We start from the raw sequence: 18,501 nt of genomic DNA, 5'->3' as shown, positions 1-18,501 counted from the left end.
ATGTGAAGGGAGTTATTTTAGCAGGAGGAAAGGGATCACGACTGGCACCCTTAACGAAGATTTTCAATAAACATTTATTGCCGGTTGGTCCATATCCGATGATTTATTGGTCATTGTTCAAATTGAAAGAAGCGGGAATTTTAGATGTCATGGTCATATCACAAGCAGAACAAATCCCGTTGTTTCAAAAACTGCTTGAAGGCGATCAGGAACTTGGGATGAACATCGTGTATCAAGTACAGCCTGAAGCTTCTGGAATTTCAGACGGTTTGTCCTATGCAAAGCCATTTGTAGAAGGTGAAAAGTTTGTACTCATGCTTGGTGATAATGTCTTTGAAGATTCGCTAACCCCTTTTGTTGACGCCTTTCAGCAGCAAGAAAGCGGAGCGAAGGTTCTGTTGAAAGAAGTGGCAGATCCAAAGCGGTTTGGCATTGCAGAAATTGATGCCGCCCACCAACGAATAGTAACAATTGAAGAAAAACCGGAGCTTCCACGTTCATCCTACTGCGTCACGGGTATTTATTTTTATGATCAAGAAGTCTTTCAATATATTGAGAAAATCTCGCCATCAGATCGAGGCGAATTAGAGATTACAGATGTAAACAATCTCTATATCTCAAATAGCCAGTTGACCTATGATATGTTAAAAGGGTGGTGGATTGATGCAGGAACACATGAATCTCTCCACCAAGCTTCGACGAAAATGTTTGAAACGATGAAGAAAAAAGAGGGATACGAATGACGAAGTCTTATTTCATTACAGGCGGAGCGGGATTTATTGGACTGAATTTTGTGAAGCTGCTGCTTCAGGAAACAGATGTCCGGCTCACTGTTTTTGACAAGCTAACATATGCCAGTCATCCAGAGGAGATGGATGAATTATTAAAGCTGTCTCATTTTCGTTTTATTCAAGGGGATATCACCCTTCAGCATGAGCTGGATCAAGCGTTTGATGAAGTCTATGATGCTATCATTCATTTTGCAGCGGAATCCCATGTTGATCGCAGTATTGAATCGGCAGAGCCGTTTATTCAAACAAATGTGCTCGGCACTTATCGTATGCTGGAGGCAGTCTTAAAAGGAAAGGCGAAAAAGCTTATTCATATTTCAACAGACGAAGTATATGGAGATTTGGAGCTTGATGATCCGGCTTTCACAGAACAAACACCACTTTCACCGAATAACCCTTATTCAGCAAGCAAGGCGAGTTCAGACCTGCTAGTAAAATCTTATATCCACACTCACCAATTACCCGCAATGATCACACGATGCAGCAACAACTACGGACCATATCAGCATGAAGAAAAATTAATACCGACGATTATTAGAAAAGCAATCAATGGAGAAAAGATCCCGATTTATGGGGACGGCCAGCAAATTCGTGATTGGTTGTATGTAGAGGATCATGCGAGAGCTGTAAAGCAGGTTCTTGAAAACGGAACAGCTGGGCAAGTGTACAATATTGGCGGTGGCAATGAGAAAACGAATCTCGATTTGACCAAAACCATTCTGAAGCAGCTTGGGATCAGTCATGACCGTATTGCGTTTGTTGAAGACCGAAAAGGACATGACAGACGGTATGCCATTGACGCCAGTAAGCTAAAACGGGAGCTCGGCTGGACGCAGGAGACGTCATTTGAATCAGGTATTGAAAAAACGATCAATTGGTATCGTGCCAAATATGATCAGAGCGAAGAAGGGTGACGGATGAAAGTTTTAATCACCGGTGCAGACGGGCAACTAGGAAAAGAATTGAGCAGACAGCTCAAGAAGAAAGACATCACCGTCATTGCCTTAACAAGGAGCATGCTCAATATCGCAGACCAGCAAGCAGTCAGACACGCGATGAGACACTTTCGGCCTGATATTGTTGTCAGTGCAGCAGCATATACCTCTGTAGATCAGTGTGAAACAGAAACGGAAAAGGCGTATCTTGTTAATGGTATTGGCGCCTACTATACAGCGCTGGAGGCAAAGAACGTAGGGGCTGATGTGTTACATGTCAGTACAGATTATGTGTTTGACGGGCAAGCAGACAAACCTTACCAAGTCGATGCACAGCCAGATCCTCACACCATTTATGGAAAAAGTAAAAAGCTTGGTGAGGAATTGATTCATCTTGTATCAGATAAAGTGAAAATCATCCGTACATCGTGGCTATACGGACATGAGGGTCATAATTTTGTGAATACCATCCTTCGGCTCGCAGAAACAAAGGATCATTTGCGCATCGTGAACGACCAAATAGGCTCACCTACTTATACAAAGGATGTCGCAGAGGCCATCATTCATTTGTTTGATCAACAGGCAGGAATTTATCATGTGAGTAACCGAGAAAGCTGTTCCTGGTTTGACTTTGCGTCAGAAATTGTGGCAAAAAGCGGCCTGTCTACGACCATTGAGCCCATTTCTACGGAAGAGTATGGATTCCAAACGCCTCGCCCAGCCTATTCTGTGTTAGACCTTCAAGCCATTGAAGCCACAGGTTGGCAGTCGAGACATTGGAAGGATGCGCTTCACGAATATTTGCAGAAAGAAGGGAGATGGCATCAGTATGATTGATGGTGTACAAACGAAAAAACTCATGAAACATTGTGATGATCGTGGCTTTTTTGCAGAGCTCATTCGAGATGATGAGCCATTGCTGAAACGTTTTGGGCAGGCATCGTGGTCGAAAAGCTTTCCAGGAGTGATCAAAGCCTTTCATTATCATGAAAAACAAGATGACGTTTGGTTTTTCCCAGCAGGTCATGCTCAAGTCGTTTTATACGATTTGCGTGAGGGCTCTCCTACAAGGGGTCAAACCGATGTGTATTATATGGGGGAAGATAATCCAATGCTACTCCTTATCCCAAAGGGTGTCGCACATGGTTACCGGGTACTAGGCGAGACACCATTGCAAATTGTGTATTTCACGACAGAATCCTATGACCCGAAAAACCCAGATGAAAAGAGAATCGCTTGGAATGACGAGACAATCGGATTTGATTGGGAAACGACATTTAAATAAAGAACAGAGGCCTTTCGCAGGAGAAAGGTCTTTTTTTGTTGAAATACATTCTATAAGTGTCATTTTATGTATTTTCATAAGTTAAGCAGAAAAGGGATGTGGATGAGTTTGTCTAAAAGAATTGCATTTGTAACAGGGGCAAGTACAGGGATCGGAAAGGCAATTGCCATAAAGCTTGCCTCCCAGGACCATGTAAAGGTCATCATCAATTCTAGAAATCAATCCTCACTAGAAGATGCAAGGCAGCACATTGAACATATGGCAGAAACAAAGGAGCCGGTGTCTCTTTTCTGTGGCGATATGTCACATGAAGGAGTGCGAGCTGAAGCCTTTGCGGCAATAGACAAAGAGTTTGGCAGACTGGATGTGTTGATTAATAACATTCCAGGAGGGAAGCCAGACACTTTTGATTCATGTGAAAGTGAGCAGATGCTGGCAGCATTTTCTCAGAAAGCACTTGCGTACATTGATATGATGAAACGCGCGGCAGTGATGATGAAACGACATGAATATGGACGGATCATTCAAATTGTCGGGAACCTTTGGAAGGAACCTGGTCATCAAATGTTTACGAACAGTATGATGAATGCAGCGATCATCAATGCTAGTAAAAATGCAGCCACACAGCTTGCGCCTTCTGGGATCACAGTAAATTGTTTAAACCCAGGATTTATTGCTACAGATCGGTATGAACAATTTATCGAAAACATGATACGTGAACAGTCATTATCACGCGAAGAAGCTGTACAGGCTATTGCGTCAGGAATCCCGATGCAAAGAGTAGGTTCAGCGAGTGAAATGGCTTCATTGGCCGCATTTATCGCATCAGAGGAAGCCTCCTATGTCACTGGACAGCAAATATCTGTTGATGGTGGTTCGATGAAAAGTATATAAATATGAAAAACCCGCTATATGCGGGTTTTTTGATGAAAGCGAATCGGCAGGATATGGAGCCGGTCGATAAAAAGGGCAAGCTGCTCAATTGGCGCCACCATTGAGATGCGGACATGACGTCTTCCATGTGTGCCAAACACACTCCCAGGCGTCACGACGACATCTGCATGCTCGAGTAAATAATCGGCAAATGTATGGGAATCCTCGAATTCATCAGGAATCGGTGCCCACAAATAAAAGGCGCCGGTAGGACGTTCAATGATCCAGCCAAGCTGCTTCTCCGCTTGACGGATGAAGAAAGCCATTCGTTCAAGGTAGACTTCTTTCAAAGATTGAATATGAGAGTCATCACTTTGTAAAGCGACGGTGGCGGCATGCTGAAAGCCACCATACATACTGACAAACACATGATCTTGGAAAGCGTTAATGGCATGAATGATGTCCTCATTGCCTACAGCAAAAGCGACTCTCCATCCTGCCATATTGAATGTTTTGGATAAAGAATATAATTCCACGCCTACGTTTTTTCCAAGAGGAGCTTTTAGAAAGCTCACTGGTTTTTGCTCATAATGAAAGGAACCATAAGCAAAATCATGTATCACATGAAGTCCGTGAGTAGAGGCAAATGCCGCAGCCTCTTCAAAAAAAGCTTCATTTGCCACAGCACCTGTTGGGTTATTCGGATAATTTAAGAAAAGGACCTTTGCCTTTTTTAACACGTCTGGATCAATTGATGAGAAATTCGGCAAATAGCCATTTTCCTCTTCTAGCCGGATGCAGTATGGCTTTGCATCTGCCATCAAGATACCTGAATGATATTCTGGGTATCCCGGATCGGGGACAAGGGCAATATCTCCTGGATCAAGCAGGCACTGACTCATCACATAAAGGCCTGTTTTTCCTCCATTGAAAAGGGCAATTTCCTTCTTCGGGTCAACCTCAATGCCGAATTCCTTTCTGTAGAAATCCGCAATGGCTTGCTTGAAAAAGTCAAAGCCTCTAAAAGGTGCATATTGCTGAAATGGCAAAGTGCCTGCTGCCTCTTGAAGGGCACTCACAATGTGCGCAGGAGTAGGAAGATCAGGGTTTCCCTGACCAAGGTTAATGATGTTCGCTCCGTGTTGTGTTTTATGCGCAATTTTCTCAAATACGGTTCCAAATTTTTGTTCTGGCAGCCGTTCAATCATGTTAGATGGTAAGATCTTCACCACGACATCCTCTCTTTCTTATCCCTTCACTAGTTCATCCATTAACTGAATGGTTGCCTGCTTTTGAATGTTGCGGATGGAGGCGGCAACATCCTGAGAAGACGATCCTTTTAATTCAAGAGATACGATGCCATTAAAGGCTTCAAATAAAGATAGATCTACAAAGGTTCCTTTAGGTGGGACGGATTCACTGATGATGACTGTATCTCCAACTAAAGTGTCCTGCGGAATATGCACATGATCAATGGTGATGTGTGTGACCTCAGGTGGAATGTGTCCACTCTCTTTGAAATGCTGAGGGTATAAATGACAGTCTGCTACATAATGCGTATGTCCAGAAAGCAGCTCTTTTGGCAAATCAGCCTTTTTTCCAACGACTAATACATCAATCAGTAGCTTGGCCATATCGACCCCAAAGACCTTTTTGATATTCGGAATCATATTCCAGCCAGCAAATCTAGCTGCTGATTCGATCAGTCCAGTTTCCCGATGTTTCATAAGCTTGATCTCTGTATGAGTGGCACAGTTTTCGAGTCCTAACCCCTCATTGGCCTTTTTTGCTGCCTCAATGATGATATGCTGAGCTTCATTGTCTAGAATCGACGGAGTGATATGAGCCGTTTCAGTAAAGCCGATTTGAGGGGTCTTATCATGAATGACAAAAGGGATATATTCACCCTCAACAACTAATCCTTCTACACTGACATAATCAGAATAGCCGTCGTCTTGATACCAATCCTCGGAAGCGCCCTCTAAGTATGTTTCAGCGACAAATGGTGCTTCATATGTCACAGCGTTTGGGACGGGAATCGTTTGCAAGTAGGATTGTACGTGTAAAAAGAGATCATCACTGCCGGCTCTGTCATGAAAAAGGGTCACGCCAATGGAGCTTGCTAAATATGTAGGCTTTAAAATAAGCGGTGTGCCAATATGTTCAATGGCTTGCTGAAAATCAGCTAAAGTCGTGACAGGCTGAGTTTTCACCGCTTTGACCCCAGCCGCGTTGAATGCAGCCCTCATTTGGCTTTTATCACGCGCTAATTCAGCTGCCTTTACCCCAGCGCCACGCAGCCCGAGTCGCTCAGCGGCTTTTGCCATTGGCGCAATGAATAATTCATTATTGGTGGTGATCGCATCCGCTTTGAAAAAGGAAGCGATGCGAACGAGGTCATCCACCACCTCTTCCTCTGATTTCAGATAATCATCATGTGCCCAGTAAATCGAATCTGGGTGTTCAAAAGAAGGGGTGGTGTCAAAATAATCTCGATCTTTGATGACCGCAATAGAGTATTTTTCGATTAGCTCAGCGTGCCCCTTTGTAATAGCAAAGGGTCTCGGAATATAAGAAACGATATGGTACGATGCAGCCACGCTTTCATAAAACATATGGGGCGGGCATCCTCCCAGATCAGCAATGACAAGTACGGTTTTTTTACTCAATGAAAGCACTCCTTTTTATCTAGCGGTGTAACCGCCATCTGCTGTGACAACACTTCCAGTCATGTAGCTGGATAGATCAGAGGCGAGAAACAGCATGACGCCCGCAATCTCTTCGGGTTTTCCGAGACGAAGTAATGGGTTCACCTTTGCTTTTTCCTTTTTAACAACCTCAAGGCTTTCTGAATGATTGTCTGAAAAGGATTTTTCATTTAATGGCGTATCAATAATGCCTGGAGCGATACAGTTCACCCTGATTTGATGGGCGGCATAGTCGACCGCCATGGATTTCGTCAGCTGGATGACACCGCCCTTTGTTGCGTTATAGGCAGGGATATCAGGCCAGCCGACAAGACCTCCGACAGATCCAGTATTGATAATACTTCCGCTTTTCTTTTCAAGCATATGCGGCAAAGTATGCTTGCTCATGAGAAATACACCTGTCAGGTTGACCTGCACAATGTGATTCCAATCCTCTAGCGTCATCTCGTGAACGGGAGAGACAATTTCAATGCCTGCATTGTTAATCAGCACATCGATTGCCCCAAACTGGTTCAGCACGGATTGAACGGTTTTTTGACAGTCAGATTCATTCGTAATATCTGTTTTGAAAAACGCAAGATGCTCGCGCGCCAATGATTCGACGAGTTGTTTGCCGCTTTTTTCATTGATATCAGCCACTGCGACTTTTGCTCCGTGCTCAAGGAAAAGCTTGACTGCAGCAAGCCCAATCCCTGATGCACCTCCTGTAATCAAGACGACTTTTCCGGCAAGGTTCATTTCTTCACCTTAGACGCTTTTGGCTTCAACCGATTATAGCGGGGAGGGAAGAAGAGATTAATAGACTTTGAGGCTTCCGGCTTTGGGTTTATCGCCCCGTGGTCTTCCTTAGGTTCACAGAAGTAGGTAGTACCAAATGCCATTTTCTCTGTAAAGCCTTCAATGGTCATATCATAACCTCCGCTGATGCAAATGCCGATTTGTTCATTGCGGTGTTTGTGAAAAGGCATTTCTCCGCCATTTCCAGGAATGTTGGCAATCATGAGCTCCATCCAATCCTCAACAAAAAAGGTCACTTCCATGCCAGGGAGTAAATCCCGTGTTTTGAAAATGTCTAAGAAATAAGTAGGAGGCGCTGTGTATTCCTCGCCATCTTTTAATCTCTTAATATCAATAGCAATCACTTCTTCATCTGTTAGGTTAGAAGCGCCGTGAGGGACAAAAGGTGGTGCGATATAGGCTGATTCTAAAGGGGTGAGTAATTGGATCGATGGGCCGACCGTCATTTGAAGCTCGCCTTTTAATACGATGCCGATTTGTGCTTCGGGATGCTCGTGAGGTTCAATGATCGTGTGAGGAGGGACGTATGAGATTAACACTTCCGTATCACCTCTGACTGTGGAATATTGTGTGACACCATTCTCCCATTCTATTTTCTTGGCTTGTGGAAAATATCGTTCTTGCGTCTTTTGTTCAGTTTGCATATTATATCTCTCCTTTTCCGAATATGGACCAGCTCATAGGGATGCTTTTAAACGTTCGAACGAAGGTGAGGCCATATGTGGCTCTGGCTACCTCATTGGTTAAAGCGAAATCAAATTCGCCGTCTCTTACTTTTTGTGCGGCAGTACTTGTTGAATTGACTAGCTCAAATTCAGCATTTTGGTGAATGAAATATTGAATCAAATTGACAGGGGCAGGGTGAGAGACAATTTTTAAATGGTGGAGCATTTGTTCATGAAATGGAAAATCTGGTCTGACGGCCAAACCATACATGGGTGTGTCACATCTGAAAATTTGTAAAAGCTGTAGGTCAGGTCTCATGTAGAAGTGTTTGATTCCTTCGTATGCGTGTGGAACGAGAGTGTATTGGAGTGCGTGAGAGAGAGTATGTTCAATGCAAGTTTCGAACGAGTCGTAAAGGGATAGTTTCGTTTGAGTGCCGAGTGTAGTGGCGGAATGAGAGATGAAATGTTTTGCTGCGTATTCACTGCTTGTCCCCTTAGGGCCTAGTGTATTGACTGTAAACATCTTAGGTGAAACGATGGGCTCTTCTTTGAAATGAAAAACATCATTCTTTAAGATCATGTTTACCATCCAATCTTTTTCAAATTTTTACTAGATTATAAAAAATAAAATTGGCAATTGTCAACAAAATTTATAAAAAATGTATTTTATGATGATATTAAAAATTGATCTAAAAAACTGCACATACCTTGATGTGCAGTGGGTGGAGCTTACGTTTCAATTGTTTTTTTATGTTTCTGCTGTAAGGTTCGTTCACGTTTATAGCTGACGAAGCTAATAAGAAAACCAACGAGCGTAATAAGGGCACATAGAAGCCCGACCGTATGATATCCGAAATGGACATAGACAGGTCCCATCAGAGCGGAACCAAGCATAACGGCAAGATTGGACGCAAGGCTGTAAAAAGCCATCACTTTGCCTCGGTGGGTTTGGGAGCAGTCACTTAGAACAGTGCTCAAAAGCGTGACGGATAAACTTTGCATGGCCCCCCAAATAAATAGGGCTAAAATTAGCAATGTCCATGAGAAAGGAGCATAAGGAAGTAAGGCGAGAACGAGCGTAATGCCGCCCAGCACAAAAAATAGAGAACGAGTTTTGCCAAACCAGTCTGCTAATTTCCCTGTAAATACACTCATAGAAAAGCCGACCCCGTAAGCCATGATCAGAAGTCCAGCAGTTGATTGACCTCCAGAAAACAAACTTTGCAAATACGCTCCTAAAAATGAGTACATGCCATAAAATCCAAGCATATTACAAAATGTCACAGTCAAATAGGCGGGGACACGATCAATTTTTAAAGCTCCCCATAAAGAGCCAGCTTTCTCTGTAGTTTGAGGTGTTCCTGTTTTCGCTGTGGCGGTTTGTTTACGAGATTCAAGGATGACGAGCAGCAGGACAATGAGACTCATGATGGCGAAAATCCAAAACGTCCATCGCCAGTTTAAACTCTGCCCGATGAAGGCGCCAATTGGTACACCAAGGACAAGAGAAAGAGACCAACTCGACACAATGAGTCCCATCACTTTGCCTCGATATTCATAAGGTACCCGGTCGCCGACAAGCGCATAGGCTGTTGGCACAAATACACCGGTTGCAAGCCCAGAAATAGCACGACCGGCAAAAAACACGGCCAAATTCGGGGCAGCCGCACACATCACGGTCCCAATCAAAAAGAAAGAAAGACCGATGATCAGACATAGCTCCCTTGAATACCGGTCCCCTAAAGGAACAAGCAGTGGGGCTCCAACCAGCACAGCTAACCCATAAATGCTGATGGAAAGAGCGAGAATATCAAGAGAGTGCTGAAAGGAGTTTGATAAATCAGGTAGCAGTGGTGAAATCACCAGTTCTTCCGATCCCGCCGCAAAGACCCCAAGTGTCAGCGCAATGGCAAGTGTGATGGGAAATGTTTTAGAAGTCTGGCTGTCTAAAGATTCTTTCATCAGGTGATCCCTCCATACTTGCTTTTTCATTCAATTCCGTTAAAATAAATTCTACCATTATTTAGTTTTATTTTACATTTCGCATCATAAGTAATATCATAAAATACTTTTCAAATGGAACGATTTTTGGATAGGAGAGGTACAAATGAAAATCACCGATGTTGATGAGCATATTTTAAATGAATTGAAAGAAGATGCCCGTTTATCTATGAGGGAATTGTCCAAACGAGTCAATTTATCCGCCCCTGCGGTAGCAGAAAGAGTGCGTAAATTAGAGGATGCAGGGATTATCGAAGGGTATTCGGTTCAGGTGAACTATAAAAAATTAGGGCTTATGATTGACTGTCTGCTGGAAGTCACAGTGCTAAACGGGGAGTATCAACGTTTTGTGGCTTTTATGAATCAGCACCCACGCGCTTTTTTTGCGTATCGAGTGGCAGGGCAGTCATGCTTTTTCATTAAGCTGTCAGTCGCGTCCCTTGAAGAAATTGAAGCCTTTATTCAGGCAGTGTCTGGGTTTACAAAAACCGTATCTCATATCGTCTTATCCGAGCACTCCTTTTTCCACCCAGTTCAGGAACGTGTGAAACAAATAGAAGAGCCAGAAATGACCATAATGAAATAAAAAAGGACCTGATTCAGGTCCTGTCAGATTGTTGACAAAGGGCTAAAATGATCTTGATTTTAGCCCTTTGTCTTCTTTTCAGCGTGATAGAAAACCTTTGCAGTCTAGGAAGGACGAGCATCGGAGCGGAGCGAATTGAACATTCGTGAGCACCGAAGCGCAGATCTGACACCGAATGCGAGGGTTTGTCTACACGCTGAAAGGACCTGCCTCAGGTCCTTTTTGTTCGTCTATCTGACTGATCGCTCATGATTGTAATGATGAGTCCGATGAAGGTTACAGCTGCAGCAAATAATGGTACAAGCTGTAAATGTGTAAGCTCAATGGCAAGACCACCCAGCGCTGCACCTCCGGCATTCCCGATATTAAAGGCAGAATGGCTAAGTGTTGATGCGAGTGTCGGTGCTTCATGTGCCATGTTCATTGTGCGATATTGCAATGTAGGAACAAGAATAAATGAAATGATTCCCCACACAAAAATGGTCAGCACAGCGGGCACTTTGAATTCTGAAGTGATTGTAAACAATAATAGGACAGCTATCAGCAGAATCAGTGACACGATAATACTTGGCATCAGCTTCCAGTCGGCAAGCTTTCCGCCAACTAAATTCCCGATGGTGACCCCAAGTCCGAAAAGAACAAGGATGAGCGTCACCCCATTTTCCTGAAAACCAGTCACTTGCAGCAGGATCGGGCTAATATACGTAAAAGCTGTAAACACACCTGCAAAACCAAAGATCGTCATTGCAAAGGAGACGAGCACTTGTGGCTTTTTCAAAACAGACACTTCATTTCGAATATCCAGTACTTCTTCCTTCGATTGATTGGGTACTAAGCTGATGATACCGATTAAGGAAATGAGTCCAATGACGGCAATGACGAGAAACGACATACGCCAGCCGAATTGATTTCCAATGAAGGTACCGAACGGCACACCTAGTACATTGGCGACCGTCAGTCCTGTAAACATGAAGCTGATCGCACTTGCACTTTTCTCCTTAGGTACAAGCCGTGCTGCCATGATCGCTCCGACACCAAAGAAGGTCCCGTGAGCAAATGATGTTAAAATACGTGCCGCCATTAATAGACCATAAGAGGTTGATACAGCAGCGACAGCATTTCCCGCCACAAACAGGATCATTAATAAAATGAGAAGACGTTTCCTCGACATTTTCCCAGTCGATAACGTCAAAATAGGTCCGCCAACTGCCACACCAAGTGCATATCCAGTAATCAGCTGCCCTGAAGCAGAGATAGATACATGAAGGTCGTTAGCAACGTTTGGCAAAAGTCCCATAATGACAAATTCAGTCATACCAATCGAAAACGCACCGAGCGTTAAACCAAAAATAGCGATGGGGAAGTTTTTCATGATGTGATCACCCTTCTAAAAAAATACATAAAAAGGCTTCGGAAAGATCCGAAGCCTTAAGAGTTTATCATACATGGAAATAAGACGCCAGCTGCTCGTTTGCTAATCGGTTTCCAACAAAGAAGGAACCAAATTCACCGTAGCGTGCACTGACTTCATCAAAGCGCATTTCATAAACCAATTTTTTGAATTGAAGCACATCGTCAGAGAAAAGAGTGACGCCCCACTCATAATCATCGAAACCGACGGAGCCTGTAATGATCTGTTTTACTTTACCCGCATAGCTGCGGCCGATTAAGCCGTGGCTTCTCATAAGAGATTTACGCTCATCCATGGAGAGCATGTACCAGTTGTCATTGCCGGAACGTCTTTTATCCATTGGATAGAAGCACACGTATTGAGAAGAAGGGAGCTCTGGGTATAGACGCGCACGTACATGCGGGTTCTCGTAAGGATCTCCACCATCTCCGCCTCCTGCTAAGTAGTTGCTAAGTTCAACAACTGAAACGTACGAATAAGCTGGGATCGTAAACTCTGCTAGTCGTGTCTTGTTAAATTCAAGTTCAATTTCACCCAGTTCTTCCATGGTTGGACGCAAAATCATGAGCATAATATCTGCTTTTTGGCCGACAATACTATAGATTGTTTGGCTTCCAGTCTTATTGTGCTCAGCTATTTTCCATTTTTCTAATAGACCTGTGAACTCATGAAGAATCGCTTGACGCTCATCACTTGTCAACAGCTTCCAAGCTGTCCAGTCAAAGGTTCTAAAATCATGCAGTGCATACCAGCCGTCTAGTGTTTGAGCTGCTTCATTGGTTGTATGTTGTTCGCTCATTTATTTCACTCCTATTAACAGTTTTCCATCTGTTCCAACTATAACATAGTTTGTCCAAATGAAGATGTGATCAAAACTTGAACGGCGAAGTGAGTTATTATGGAAATTGATTTAATTAGTTTGAAAAATAAGAATTTATTTTGTAAGCGCTATAATGTAAGTTGGTAGTTTGAATTTATGTAGAAGAAGAGTATGCTTAAAAGAGAACGCTTTTTTTGTAAAATCAAGGAGGGTATATAAGTGGCAGATATTTTTTCAACAGTTCAGGAAAAGGTTGCAGGTAAAGGAGTAAAGATCGTTTTTCCTGAGGGAATGGACGAACGCATTCTAACAGCCGTTCAAAAACTAGCAGATGGCAAAGTCTTGCAGCCAATTGTTGTGGGTAAAAAACAAGAAGTTGAAGCAAAAGCAAAAGAATTAGGTCTTACACTTGATGGTGTTGACGTGTATGATCCTCATACATATGAAGGTTTTGAAGAGCTTGTACAAGCTTTCGTCGAAAGACGTAAAGGCAAAGCAACTGAAGAGCAAGCAAGAAAAGCATTACTAGATGAAAACTACTTCGGTACGATGCTTGTGTACAAAGGTCTTGCACACGGACTTGTGAGCGGTGCAGCACATTCAACTGCTGACACAGTACGCCCAGCACTTCAAATCATTAAAACAAAAGAAGGCGTAAAGAAAACTTCTGGCGTCTTCATCATGGCTCGTGGCGAAGAGCAATATGTGTTTGCTGATTGTGCAATCAACATTGCACCAGACAGCCAAGATCTAGCTGAAATTGCCATCGAAAGTGCAAACACAGCCAAAATGTTCGACATCGAACCACGTGTGGCAATGCTTAGCTTCTCTACAAAAGGCTCAGCAAAATCAGACGAAACAGAAAAAGTATCTGAAGCAGTTCGTATTGCAAAAGAAAAGGCACCTGAGCTTGTACTTGATGGAGAATTCCAATTCGATGCAGCTTTCGTTCCTTCAGTAGCAGCGAAAAAAGCACCAGATTCCGTCATTAAAGGCGATGCTAGTGTATTTGTTTTCCCTAGCCTAGAAGCTGGAAACATCGGCTACAAAATTGCACAGCGCTTAGGTAACTTTGAAGCTGTAGGTCCAATCTTGCAAGGCTTAAACCAGCCAGTAAACGACCTTTCAAGAGGCTGTAATGCCGAAGACGTTTACAACCTTGCGCTTATCACAGCAGCTCAAGCACTATAAAATAGTATCATCGTTAAAGCAGTCAGCGCGATAGATTCGTGCTGGCTGTTTTTTTATTTTGGTCAAATGTGTACAATAAAGAGAGATCAAGTCGATAGGATGGGCAGGTGCTAAAATGGAGGATTTAATACATAAGCTTCAGCATAAGGTCGTAGGTTTAACCGATGCACAGAGGAGAATTGCAGATTATATCGTACAACATCCAATGGAGGTCGCTTTTTTAACTGTTGATAAATTGGCGTCAAAAGTCGGGACGAGTACAGCAACCATCATGCGATTCTCTGCTGCTGTGGGGTATTCCGGTTTTTCTGAGTTTCAAAAAGAGCTCCAATCAGCTATGAAGCATAAAGCCGACCCTCAAACGAGACTTGAAGCGAATCTTAAGCATTCAAATAAGAGTCAGCTCCTGCATAACCATGTAGAACTGCAATTTCAAAATATCCAGTACGCATTAGACAATATCACGGAAGAAACCTTTCAACAAATTGTTGGGAAAATAGCTAGCGCGCGCCACGTTTTGTGTACAAGTGTCCGAAGTGGAAGACCTGTTGGCGAATACTTGTCGTTCGGAATCAATCGGCTTTTAGGCAATTGCCAGTATATTGATGCAGATCAAAGTGACTGGGTGGATGAATTGGTTCATTTCAATTCCGGTGATTTCATTATAGCGGTCAGCTATCCGCGCTATGCAAAGCGTATGAAGAATTTGATGGAAGCAGCGAAGTCTTATGGGGTGGAAGTTCTTTTAATCACAGACAGCTACAGCTCTCCACTAACCAAATATGCACAATATGTATTACCATGTTCCTCAGCAAGTGTAGGCTCTCATAACTCTGTCGTATCTGCTATCTTTATCGTCGATTTCATTTTAAGTGCATTAGCGATGAATGATCCAGAAAGAACCAAACCACGTTTAGATCAAATCAATCATATGTTAACGAAAATGAGTTATCACACAACACATTAGTCGTGTGATAACTCATTTTTTTATTTTTTTTGAAAGCGCTTTACTATTTAAAAATGAGGTGGTATGATCATATCACAAAAGTAATATATATTACTTTAAATTAAATCGATGTAATGAATATAACTCTAAGGGGATGATGGAAACAATGAGTACTGTTCATTTCGTGTCAAATGATCTTTTAGCTAGGGCAAGAAAGCTTAATTCAACCTTGCTGTCAGACGTGATGGGATGCACCGGCGCGATGGATCATCAAATCAAACCAGTTGCGAGAGGCATGAATATCGTCGGCACAGCTTTTACCGTGAGCTTACGGCCAGGAGATAACCTGTTTCTTCACCAAGCGATTTATTCTGCGCAAGTAGGCGATGTACTCATCGTTGATGGGAAAGATCATAAAGGTCACGCATATTTAGGAGAATTGATGGCAGGTGCTGCAAAAGCTGTTGGAATAGAAGGAATCGTGATCGACGGTCTTGTCCGCGATAAAGTCGCTTTAGAGGAATTAGCTTTTCCAATCTATAGTAAGGGATTCATGCCGAATGGACCTTTTAAAGATGGGCCTGGTGAATTGAATGACATCATCTCGTGTGGAGGGGTCAAAGTATCACCAGGTGACTTGGTCGTTGCAGATGATGATGGAGTAGTGATTGTCCCGAAGGAGAAGGCAGAAGAGATGCTGTCTCTGGCTGAAGAGAAACAAGCATATGAACATCAAAGATTAAAAACCATTCAACATTATATAAGCGAAGAAAAGCAGGATATCAGTCTCCTAGCACCTGCATGGCTAGAGGGCAAAATGAAAAAATTCCAGCGATAGGGGGGATCTGTGATGAAGATAGGCTTTATCGGTTATGGAGAAGCTGCATATGAGCTGTCAACGGGATTGAAAACAGAAGGATTAAATCATTTTTATGCGTATGATGTATTATTACAGAATGAGAAACTGGCTGGAACAATCCAAGAAAAAGCAGCTCGTACAGGCGTCGAATTAACAAGTAATGTGAGAGAGGTCATTGAGAAATCTGATATTGTCATTGCGGCTGTGCCAGCGAATAAAACCTTAGAAGTGGCTCAATCGGTATTAGGAAGTTTGAAAAAAAATCAAGTATATGTGGACGTATCGGCATCAACTCCAGACATCAAAAAACAAGTGGCAGACGAAATGAAAAAGCAAGAAGCTCTATTTGTAGATGCCGCCATGCTAGGACCTCTCCCAGTCAATAAACATAAGGTTCCAATCACGGCAAGCGGTAGTGGAACAGATCAATTCATTGAATTAACGAAAGAATACGGTATGAATATTACAAAAATCAGTGATCAGCCCGGAGATGCTTCAGCCTTAAAGCTAATACGAAGCATTTATATGAAAGGAATCGTCGCTTTACTTATTGAATTTTTGGAAATTTCTAAAAAATATAATGTCGAAGATCAAGTAATTTCTTCACTAAGCGAAACGCTGGACAGCAAAAGTTTTGAAGAGACGATGAATCGTCTTGTAACAGGAAGTGCCTTACATGCAAAAAGACGAGCGATCGAATTACTTGGCTCTATTGAAATGCTGGATTCAGCTCATATTGATGCGAGCATGTCACGGGCGGCACAACAGAAGCTAGAGAGATTAGCAGACTTTCAATTCGTTGAACGGTTTAATGGGGAAAAACCCGCCAGCTGGGAAGAAGTCATTGATGTGATGCAGCAAGGGTGATCTTTGTAAGCGTTTTATTATATGAAGGGGAGGCGAAGAAACGACATGGGTTTTATTGCATTGATTGTATTCATAGCCGTCATCATTATATGGAATGTCATCGTGAAACGAAATATGGGAGAAGCCATGCTGTTAGGCTTTATTGCAACCACTTTGTTTGGTGGAATGGATGCGCTTAGACTGTTTTGGGATGGTTTACTATTTGCATCTACTTATGAGGTGCTTTATGCAGCCGTTGCGTTTGTATTCATGGCTTATTTAATCGAGAAGCTGGAATTAATTCACGCACTCTTGCGCATCCTGAATTCGGTCATCGGTAGACTTCCAGGTGGCGCAGCTTATATGAGTACGTTAGGTTCAGCAGTGTTAGGTGCTCTTTCAGGTTCAAATTCTGCAAATACAGCTGCCACTGGCTCTATTACGGCTTCTTGGATGATTAAATCAGGATGGAGCCGAACCCATACGGCCACGATTCTAGCCGGGAATGGCGGACTTGGAGCCGCGCTGCCTCCGAATTCTTCTATGTTTATCATGCTCGGCTTTGCACCAGTTGCAGCCCTTGTCTCTGAAGGGGATTTATATATTGCTCTTTTAATAGGAGGACTGTATCAAGTCATATACCGGTTTATTTTGGTGTATATTCTGGTGAAAAAGAATAAAATCCAAGCGATGCCACCAGATGATATTGTTCCCTTTGGAGAAGCTGTGAAACAGGGATGGAAATCGATTTTTATATTTTTCGGTGCCTTGATCCCGATCATCATCACAATTGGCCCTCTGGCAAACTATTTAAAAAGTAATCCAAATATTGGACCAGAGGCAATGGATCAAGTTTCTTTAATTACGTGGATTCCGATTCTCATGATGCTGATTAGTTTAACAATTGGAAGAAAAAAGGCGTCTGCACTAGATTGGTCTCAGTTTTTCAAGTCGGCCATTCCTAAGTTTACAACGATCGGTGCCTTGATGCTGTTTGCTGTTGCTGCTAGTCAGGTGCTTGCTGAATTAGGACTCGCAGAAGATTTGACACATATCACATCAGTACTTACCATTCCAAAGTGGCTCATGGTGCTTATTGTTGGTGTTCTTGTCACGCTGGTGGCTGGACCATTATCTTCAACAGCCACGTTAACAGCTGTTGGACTTGTCTCATTTTCAGCTTTAATCTCAGTCGGAGTAGATCCGGTTGTCGCTGTTGTCGCCATTCTTGCCTTTTCATCAACAGAAGGCGCTTCCCCGCCGGCATCAGGGTCCATTTTCATCGCTTCTGGTCTTGCAGGAGCCCGTCCAGAGAAAACATTTATACCACTCATTCTTTACTATCTGCTGCCGATTGTAGGAATTGGCTGGCTCATCGGAATGGGCATACTTCCAGTATAGAAAGGAGAAACACATGAGAGCATTGATGGAATGTTTATTTAAAGTGTTGCTTGTCCTTTTCTTAACCTCAGGTACCATGTTGGTATTTGGCCAAATACTAGGGATTCTCTTGCAAAAGGGAGATATGATTATTGCGAGTACGAATCTATTCAAAAACCCAACACTGGTGTTAAGTGCCTTTTTTAGTCTTGTCAGTTTCTCTCTTCATTATATCCCTGAAAAGAAAGATACATCATTTAGCGATCAACCATCCGCATCAGCTGGTGATTCGGTCAAATAAGCGTCGTCAAAAGCTGGATTCAGTTGGTGAATTCAGCTTTTTTGTGCGTGTGGAATAGGTGTGATAATCCAATACATACGATTCGTTTTCCGTTGAAATTGT

General features: G+C 42.9%; 20 protein-coding genes. 12 read left to right on the top strand and 8 right to left on the bottom strand.

Annotated features, from left to right (window positions below):
- The first annotated feature begins 2 nt into the window (after positions 1-2).
- The 5 genes from MHI35_RS17330 to MHI35_RS17310 all read left to right on the top strand — a co-directional run bounded on the left by MHI35_RS17330 (position 3) and on the right by MHI35_RS17310 (position 3,905).
- On the top strand, positions 3-743 hold the full coding sequence (locus MHI35_RS17330) for a sugar phosphate nucleotidyltransferase (RefSeq protein ID WP_335349678.1): 741 nt from the start codon (positions 3-5) through the stop codon (positions 741-743).
- Positions 740-1,705 carry a dTDP-glucose 4,6-dehydratase gene (gene rfbB / locus MHI35_RS17325; RefSeq protein WP_335349679.1) on the top strand — a complete coding sequence of 322 codons (966 nt, stop codon included), beginning with the start codon at positions 740-742 and terminating at the stop codon, positions 1,703-1,705. The genes MHI35_RS17330 and rfbB overlap by 4 nt, the downstream gene beginning before the upstream one ends.
- Before the next feature lie 3 nt (positions 1,706-1,708).
- Positions 1,709-2,563 carry a dTDP-4-dehydrorhamnose reductase gene (gene rfbD, locus MHI35_RS17320; RefSeq protein WP_335349680.1) on the top strand — a complete coding sequence of 285 codons (855 nt, stop codon included), beginning with the start codon at positions 1,709-1,711 and terminating at the stop codon, positions 2,561-2,563.
- Entirely contained in the window at positions 2,556-3,011 is a 456-nt protein-coding gene (locus tag MHI35_RS17315; RefSeq protein WP_335349681.1) for a dTDP-4-dehydrorhamnose 3,5-epimerase family protein, read from the top strand. The genes rfbD and MHI35_RS17315 overlap by 8 nt, the downstream gene beginning before the upstream one ends.
- A 102-nt stretch (positions 3,012-3,113) precedes the next feature.
- Complete coding sequence (locus MHI35_RS17310; protein ID WP_335349682.1) at positions 3,114-3,905, top strand: SDR family oxidoreductase; 792 nt, start codon at positions 3,114-3,116, stop codon at positions 3,903-3,905.
- 14 nt (positions 3,906-3,919) lie between these two features.
- On the opposite strand, the gene MHI35_RS17305 is transcribed toward MHI35_RS17310, so the two are convergent.
- From MHI35_RS17305 to MHI35_RS17280, 6 genes are all read right to left on the bottom strand, one after another.
- Complete coding sequence (locus MHI35_RS17305; RefSeq protein ID WP_335349683.1) at positions 3,920-5,113, bottom strand: pyridoxal phosphate-dependent aminotransferase; 1,194 nt, start codon at positions 5,111-5,113, stop codon at positions 3,920-3,922.
- A gap of 18 nt (positions 5,114-5,131) precedes the next feature.
- Positions 5,132-6,553: an ATP-grasp domain-containing protein gene (locus MHI35_RS17300; RefSeq protein ID WP_335349684.1), complete on the bottom strand. Its 1,422-nt coding sequence runs from the start codon at positions 6,551-6,553 to the stop codon at positions 5,132-5,134.
- A 15-nt stretch (positions 6,554-6,568) separates the two neighbouring features.
- Positions 6,569-7,330, bottom strand: a complete 762-nt coding sequence (locus tag MHI35_RS17295; RefSeq protein WP_335349685.1) for an SDR family NAD(P)-dependent oxidoreductase — start codon at positions 7,328-7,330, stop codon at positions 6,569-6,571.
- Positions 7,327-8,034, bottom strand: a complete 708-nt coding sequence (locus tag MHI35_RS17290; protein ID WP_335349686.1) for a cupin domain-containing protein — start codon at positions 8,032-8,034, stop codon at positions 7,327-7,329. Before MHI35_RS17290 ends, MHI35_RS17295 begins: the two co-directional genes overlap by 4 nt.
- A 1-nt stretch (position 8,035) precedes the next feature.
- The gene (locus MHI35_RS17285) at positions 8,036-8,638 is read right to left on the bottom strand and encodes a bacilysin biosynthesis protein BacA (protein WP_144520225.1); all 603 of its coding nucleotides are present in this window, start codon (positions 8,636-8,638) and stop codon (positions 8,036-8,038) included.
- A 149-nt stretch (positions 8,639-8,787) separates the two neighbouring features.
- A complete protein-coding gene (locus tag MHI35_RS17280) occupies positions 8,788-10,020 on the bottom strand; it encodes an MFS transporter (RefSeq protein ID WP_335349687.1) in 1,233 nt (410 codons plus the stop codon).
- Between the two features lie 145 nt (positions 10,021-10,165).
- On the opposite strand from MHI35_RS17280, the gene MHI35_RS17275 reads away from it, so the two are divergent.
- Complete coding sequence (locus MHI35_RS17275) at positions 10,166-10,645, top strand: Lrp/AsnC family transcriptional regulator (protein ID WP_335349688.1); 480 nt, start codon at positions 10,166-10,168, stop codon at positions 10,643-10,645.
- Between the two features lie 211 nt (positions 10,646-10,856).
- Here MHI35_RS17275 and MHI35_RS17270 read toward each other — a convergent pair whose 3' ends face one another.
- Positions 10,857-12,017 carry an MFS transporter gene (locus MHI35_RS17270; RefSeq protein ID WP_335349689.1) on the bottom strand — a complete coding sequence of 387 codons (1,161 nt, stop codon included), beginning with the start codon at positions 12,015-12,017 and terminating at the stop codon, positions 10,857-10,859.
- Positions 12,018-12,084: 67 nt separating this feature from the next.
- The gene (gene hemQ / locus MHI35_RS17265) at positions 12,085-12,855 is read right to left on the bottom strand and encodes a hydrogen peroxide-dependent heme synthase (protein WP_211062647.1); all 771 of its coding nucleotides are present in this window, start codon (positions 12,853-12,855) and stop codon (positions 12,085-12,087) included.
- Between the two features lie 240 nt (positions 12,856-13,095).
- Here hemQ and pta point away from each other — a divergent pair, with 240 nt between their 5' ends.
- The 6 genes from pta to MHI35_RS17235 all read left to right on the top strand — a co-directional run bounded on the left by pta (position 13,096) and on the right by MHI35_RS17235 (position 18,399).
- The gene (gene pta, locus MHI35_RS17260; protein WP_144520240.1) at positions 13,096-14,067 is read left to right on the top strand and encodes a phosphate acetyltransferase; all 972 of its coding nucleotides are present in this window, start codon (positions 13,096-13,098) and stop codon (positions 14,065-14,067) included.
- 115 nt (positions 14,068-14,182) lie between these two features.
- On the top strand, positions 14,183-15,034 hold the full coding sequence (locus MHI35_RS17255) for a MurR/RpiR family transcriptional regulator (protein ID WP_211062646.1): 852 nt from the start codon (positions 14,183-14,185) through the stop codon (positions 15,032-15,034).
- 145 nt (positions 15,035-15,179) lie between these two features.
- Positions 15,180-15,851, top strand: coding sequence for an RraA family protein (locus MHI35_RS17250; protein ID WP_335349690.1), 672 nt, complete (start codon positions 15,180-15,182; stop codon positions 15,849-15,851).
- A gap of 12 nt (positions 15,852-15,863) precedes the next feature.
- Positions 15,864-16,739 carry a prephenate dehydrogenase/arogenate dehydrogenase family protein gene (locus MHI35_RS17245; protein ID WP_335349691.1) on the top strand — a complete coding sequence of 292 codons (876 nt, stop codon included), beginning with the start codon at positions 15,864-15,866 and terminating at the stop codon, positions 16,737-16,739.
- Between the two features lie 45 nt (positions 16,740-16,784).
- The gene (locus MHI35_RS17240; RefSeq protein WP_335349692.1) at positions 16,785-18,119 is read left to right on the top strand and encodes a TRAP transporter large permease subunit; all 1,335 of its coding nucleotides are present in this window, start codon (positions 16,785-16,787) and stop codon (positions 18,117-18,119) included.
- A 13-nt stretch (positions 18,120-18,132) separates the two neighbouring features.
- Positions 18,133-18,399, top strand: a complete 267-nt coding sequence (locus MHI35_RS17235; protein WP_335349693.1) for a hypothetical protein — start codon at positions 18,133-18,135, stop codon at positions 18,397-18,399.
- The last annotated feature ends 102 nt before the right edge of the window (positions 18,400-18,501 follow it).

The sequence above is a fragment of the Bacillus sp. FSL K6-3459 genome (assembly GCF_038003305.1).
Taxonomy (GTDB): Bacteria; Bacillota; Bacilli; order Bacillales; family Bacillaceae; genus Bacillus; species Bacillus pumilus_O.
This window is presented reverse-complemented; position numbering and strand designations above follow the sequence as displayed.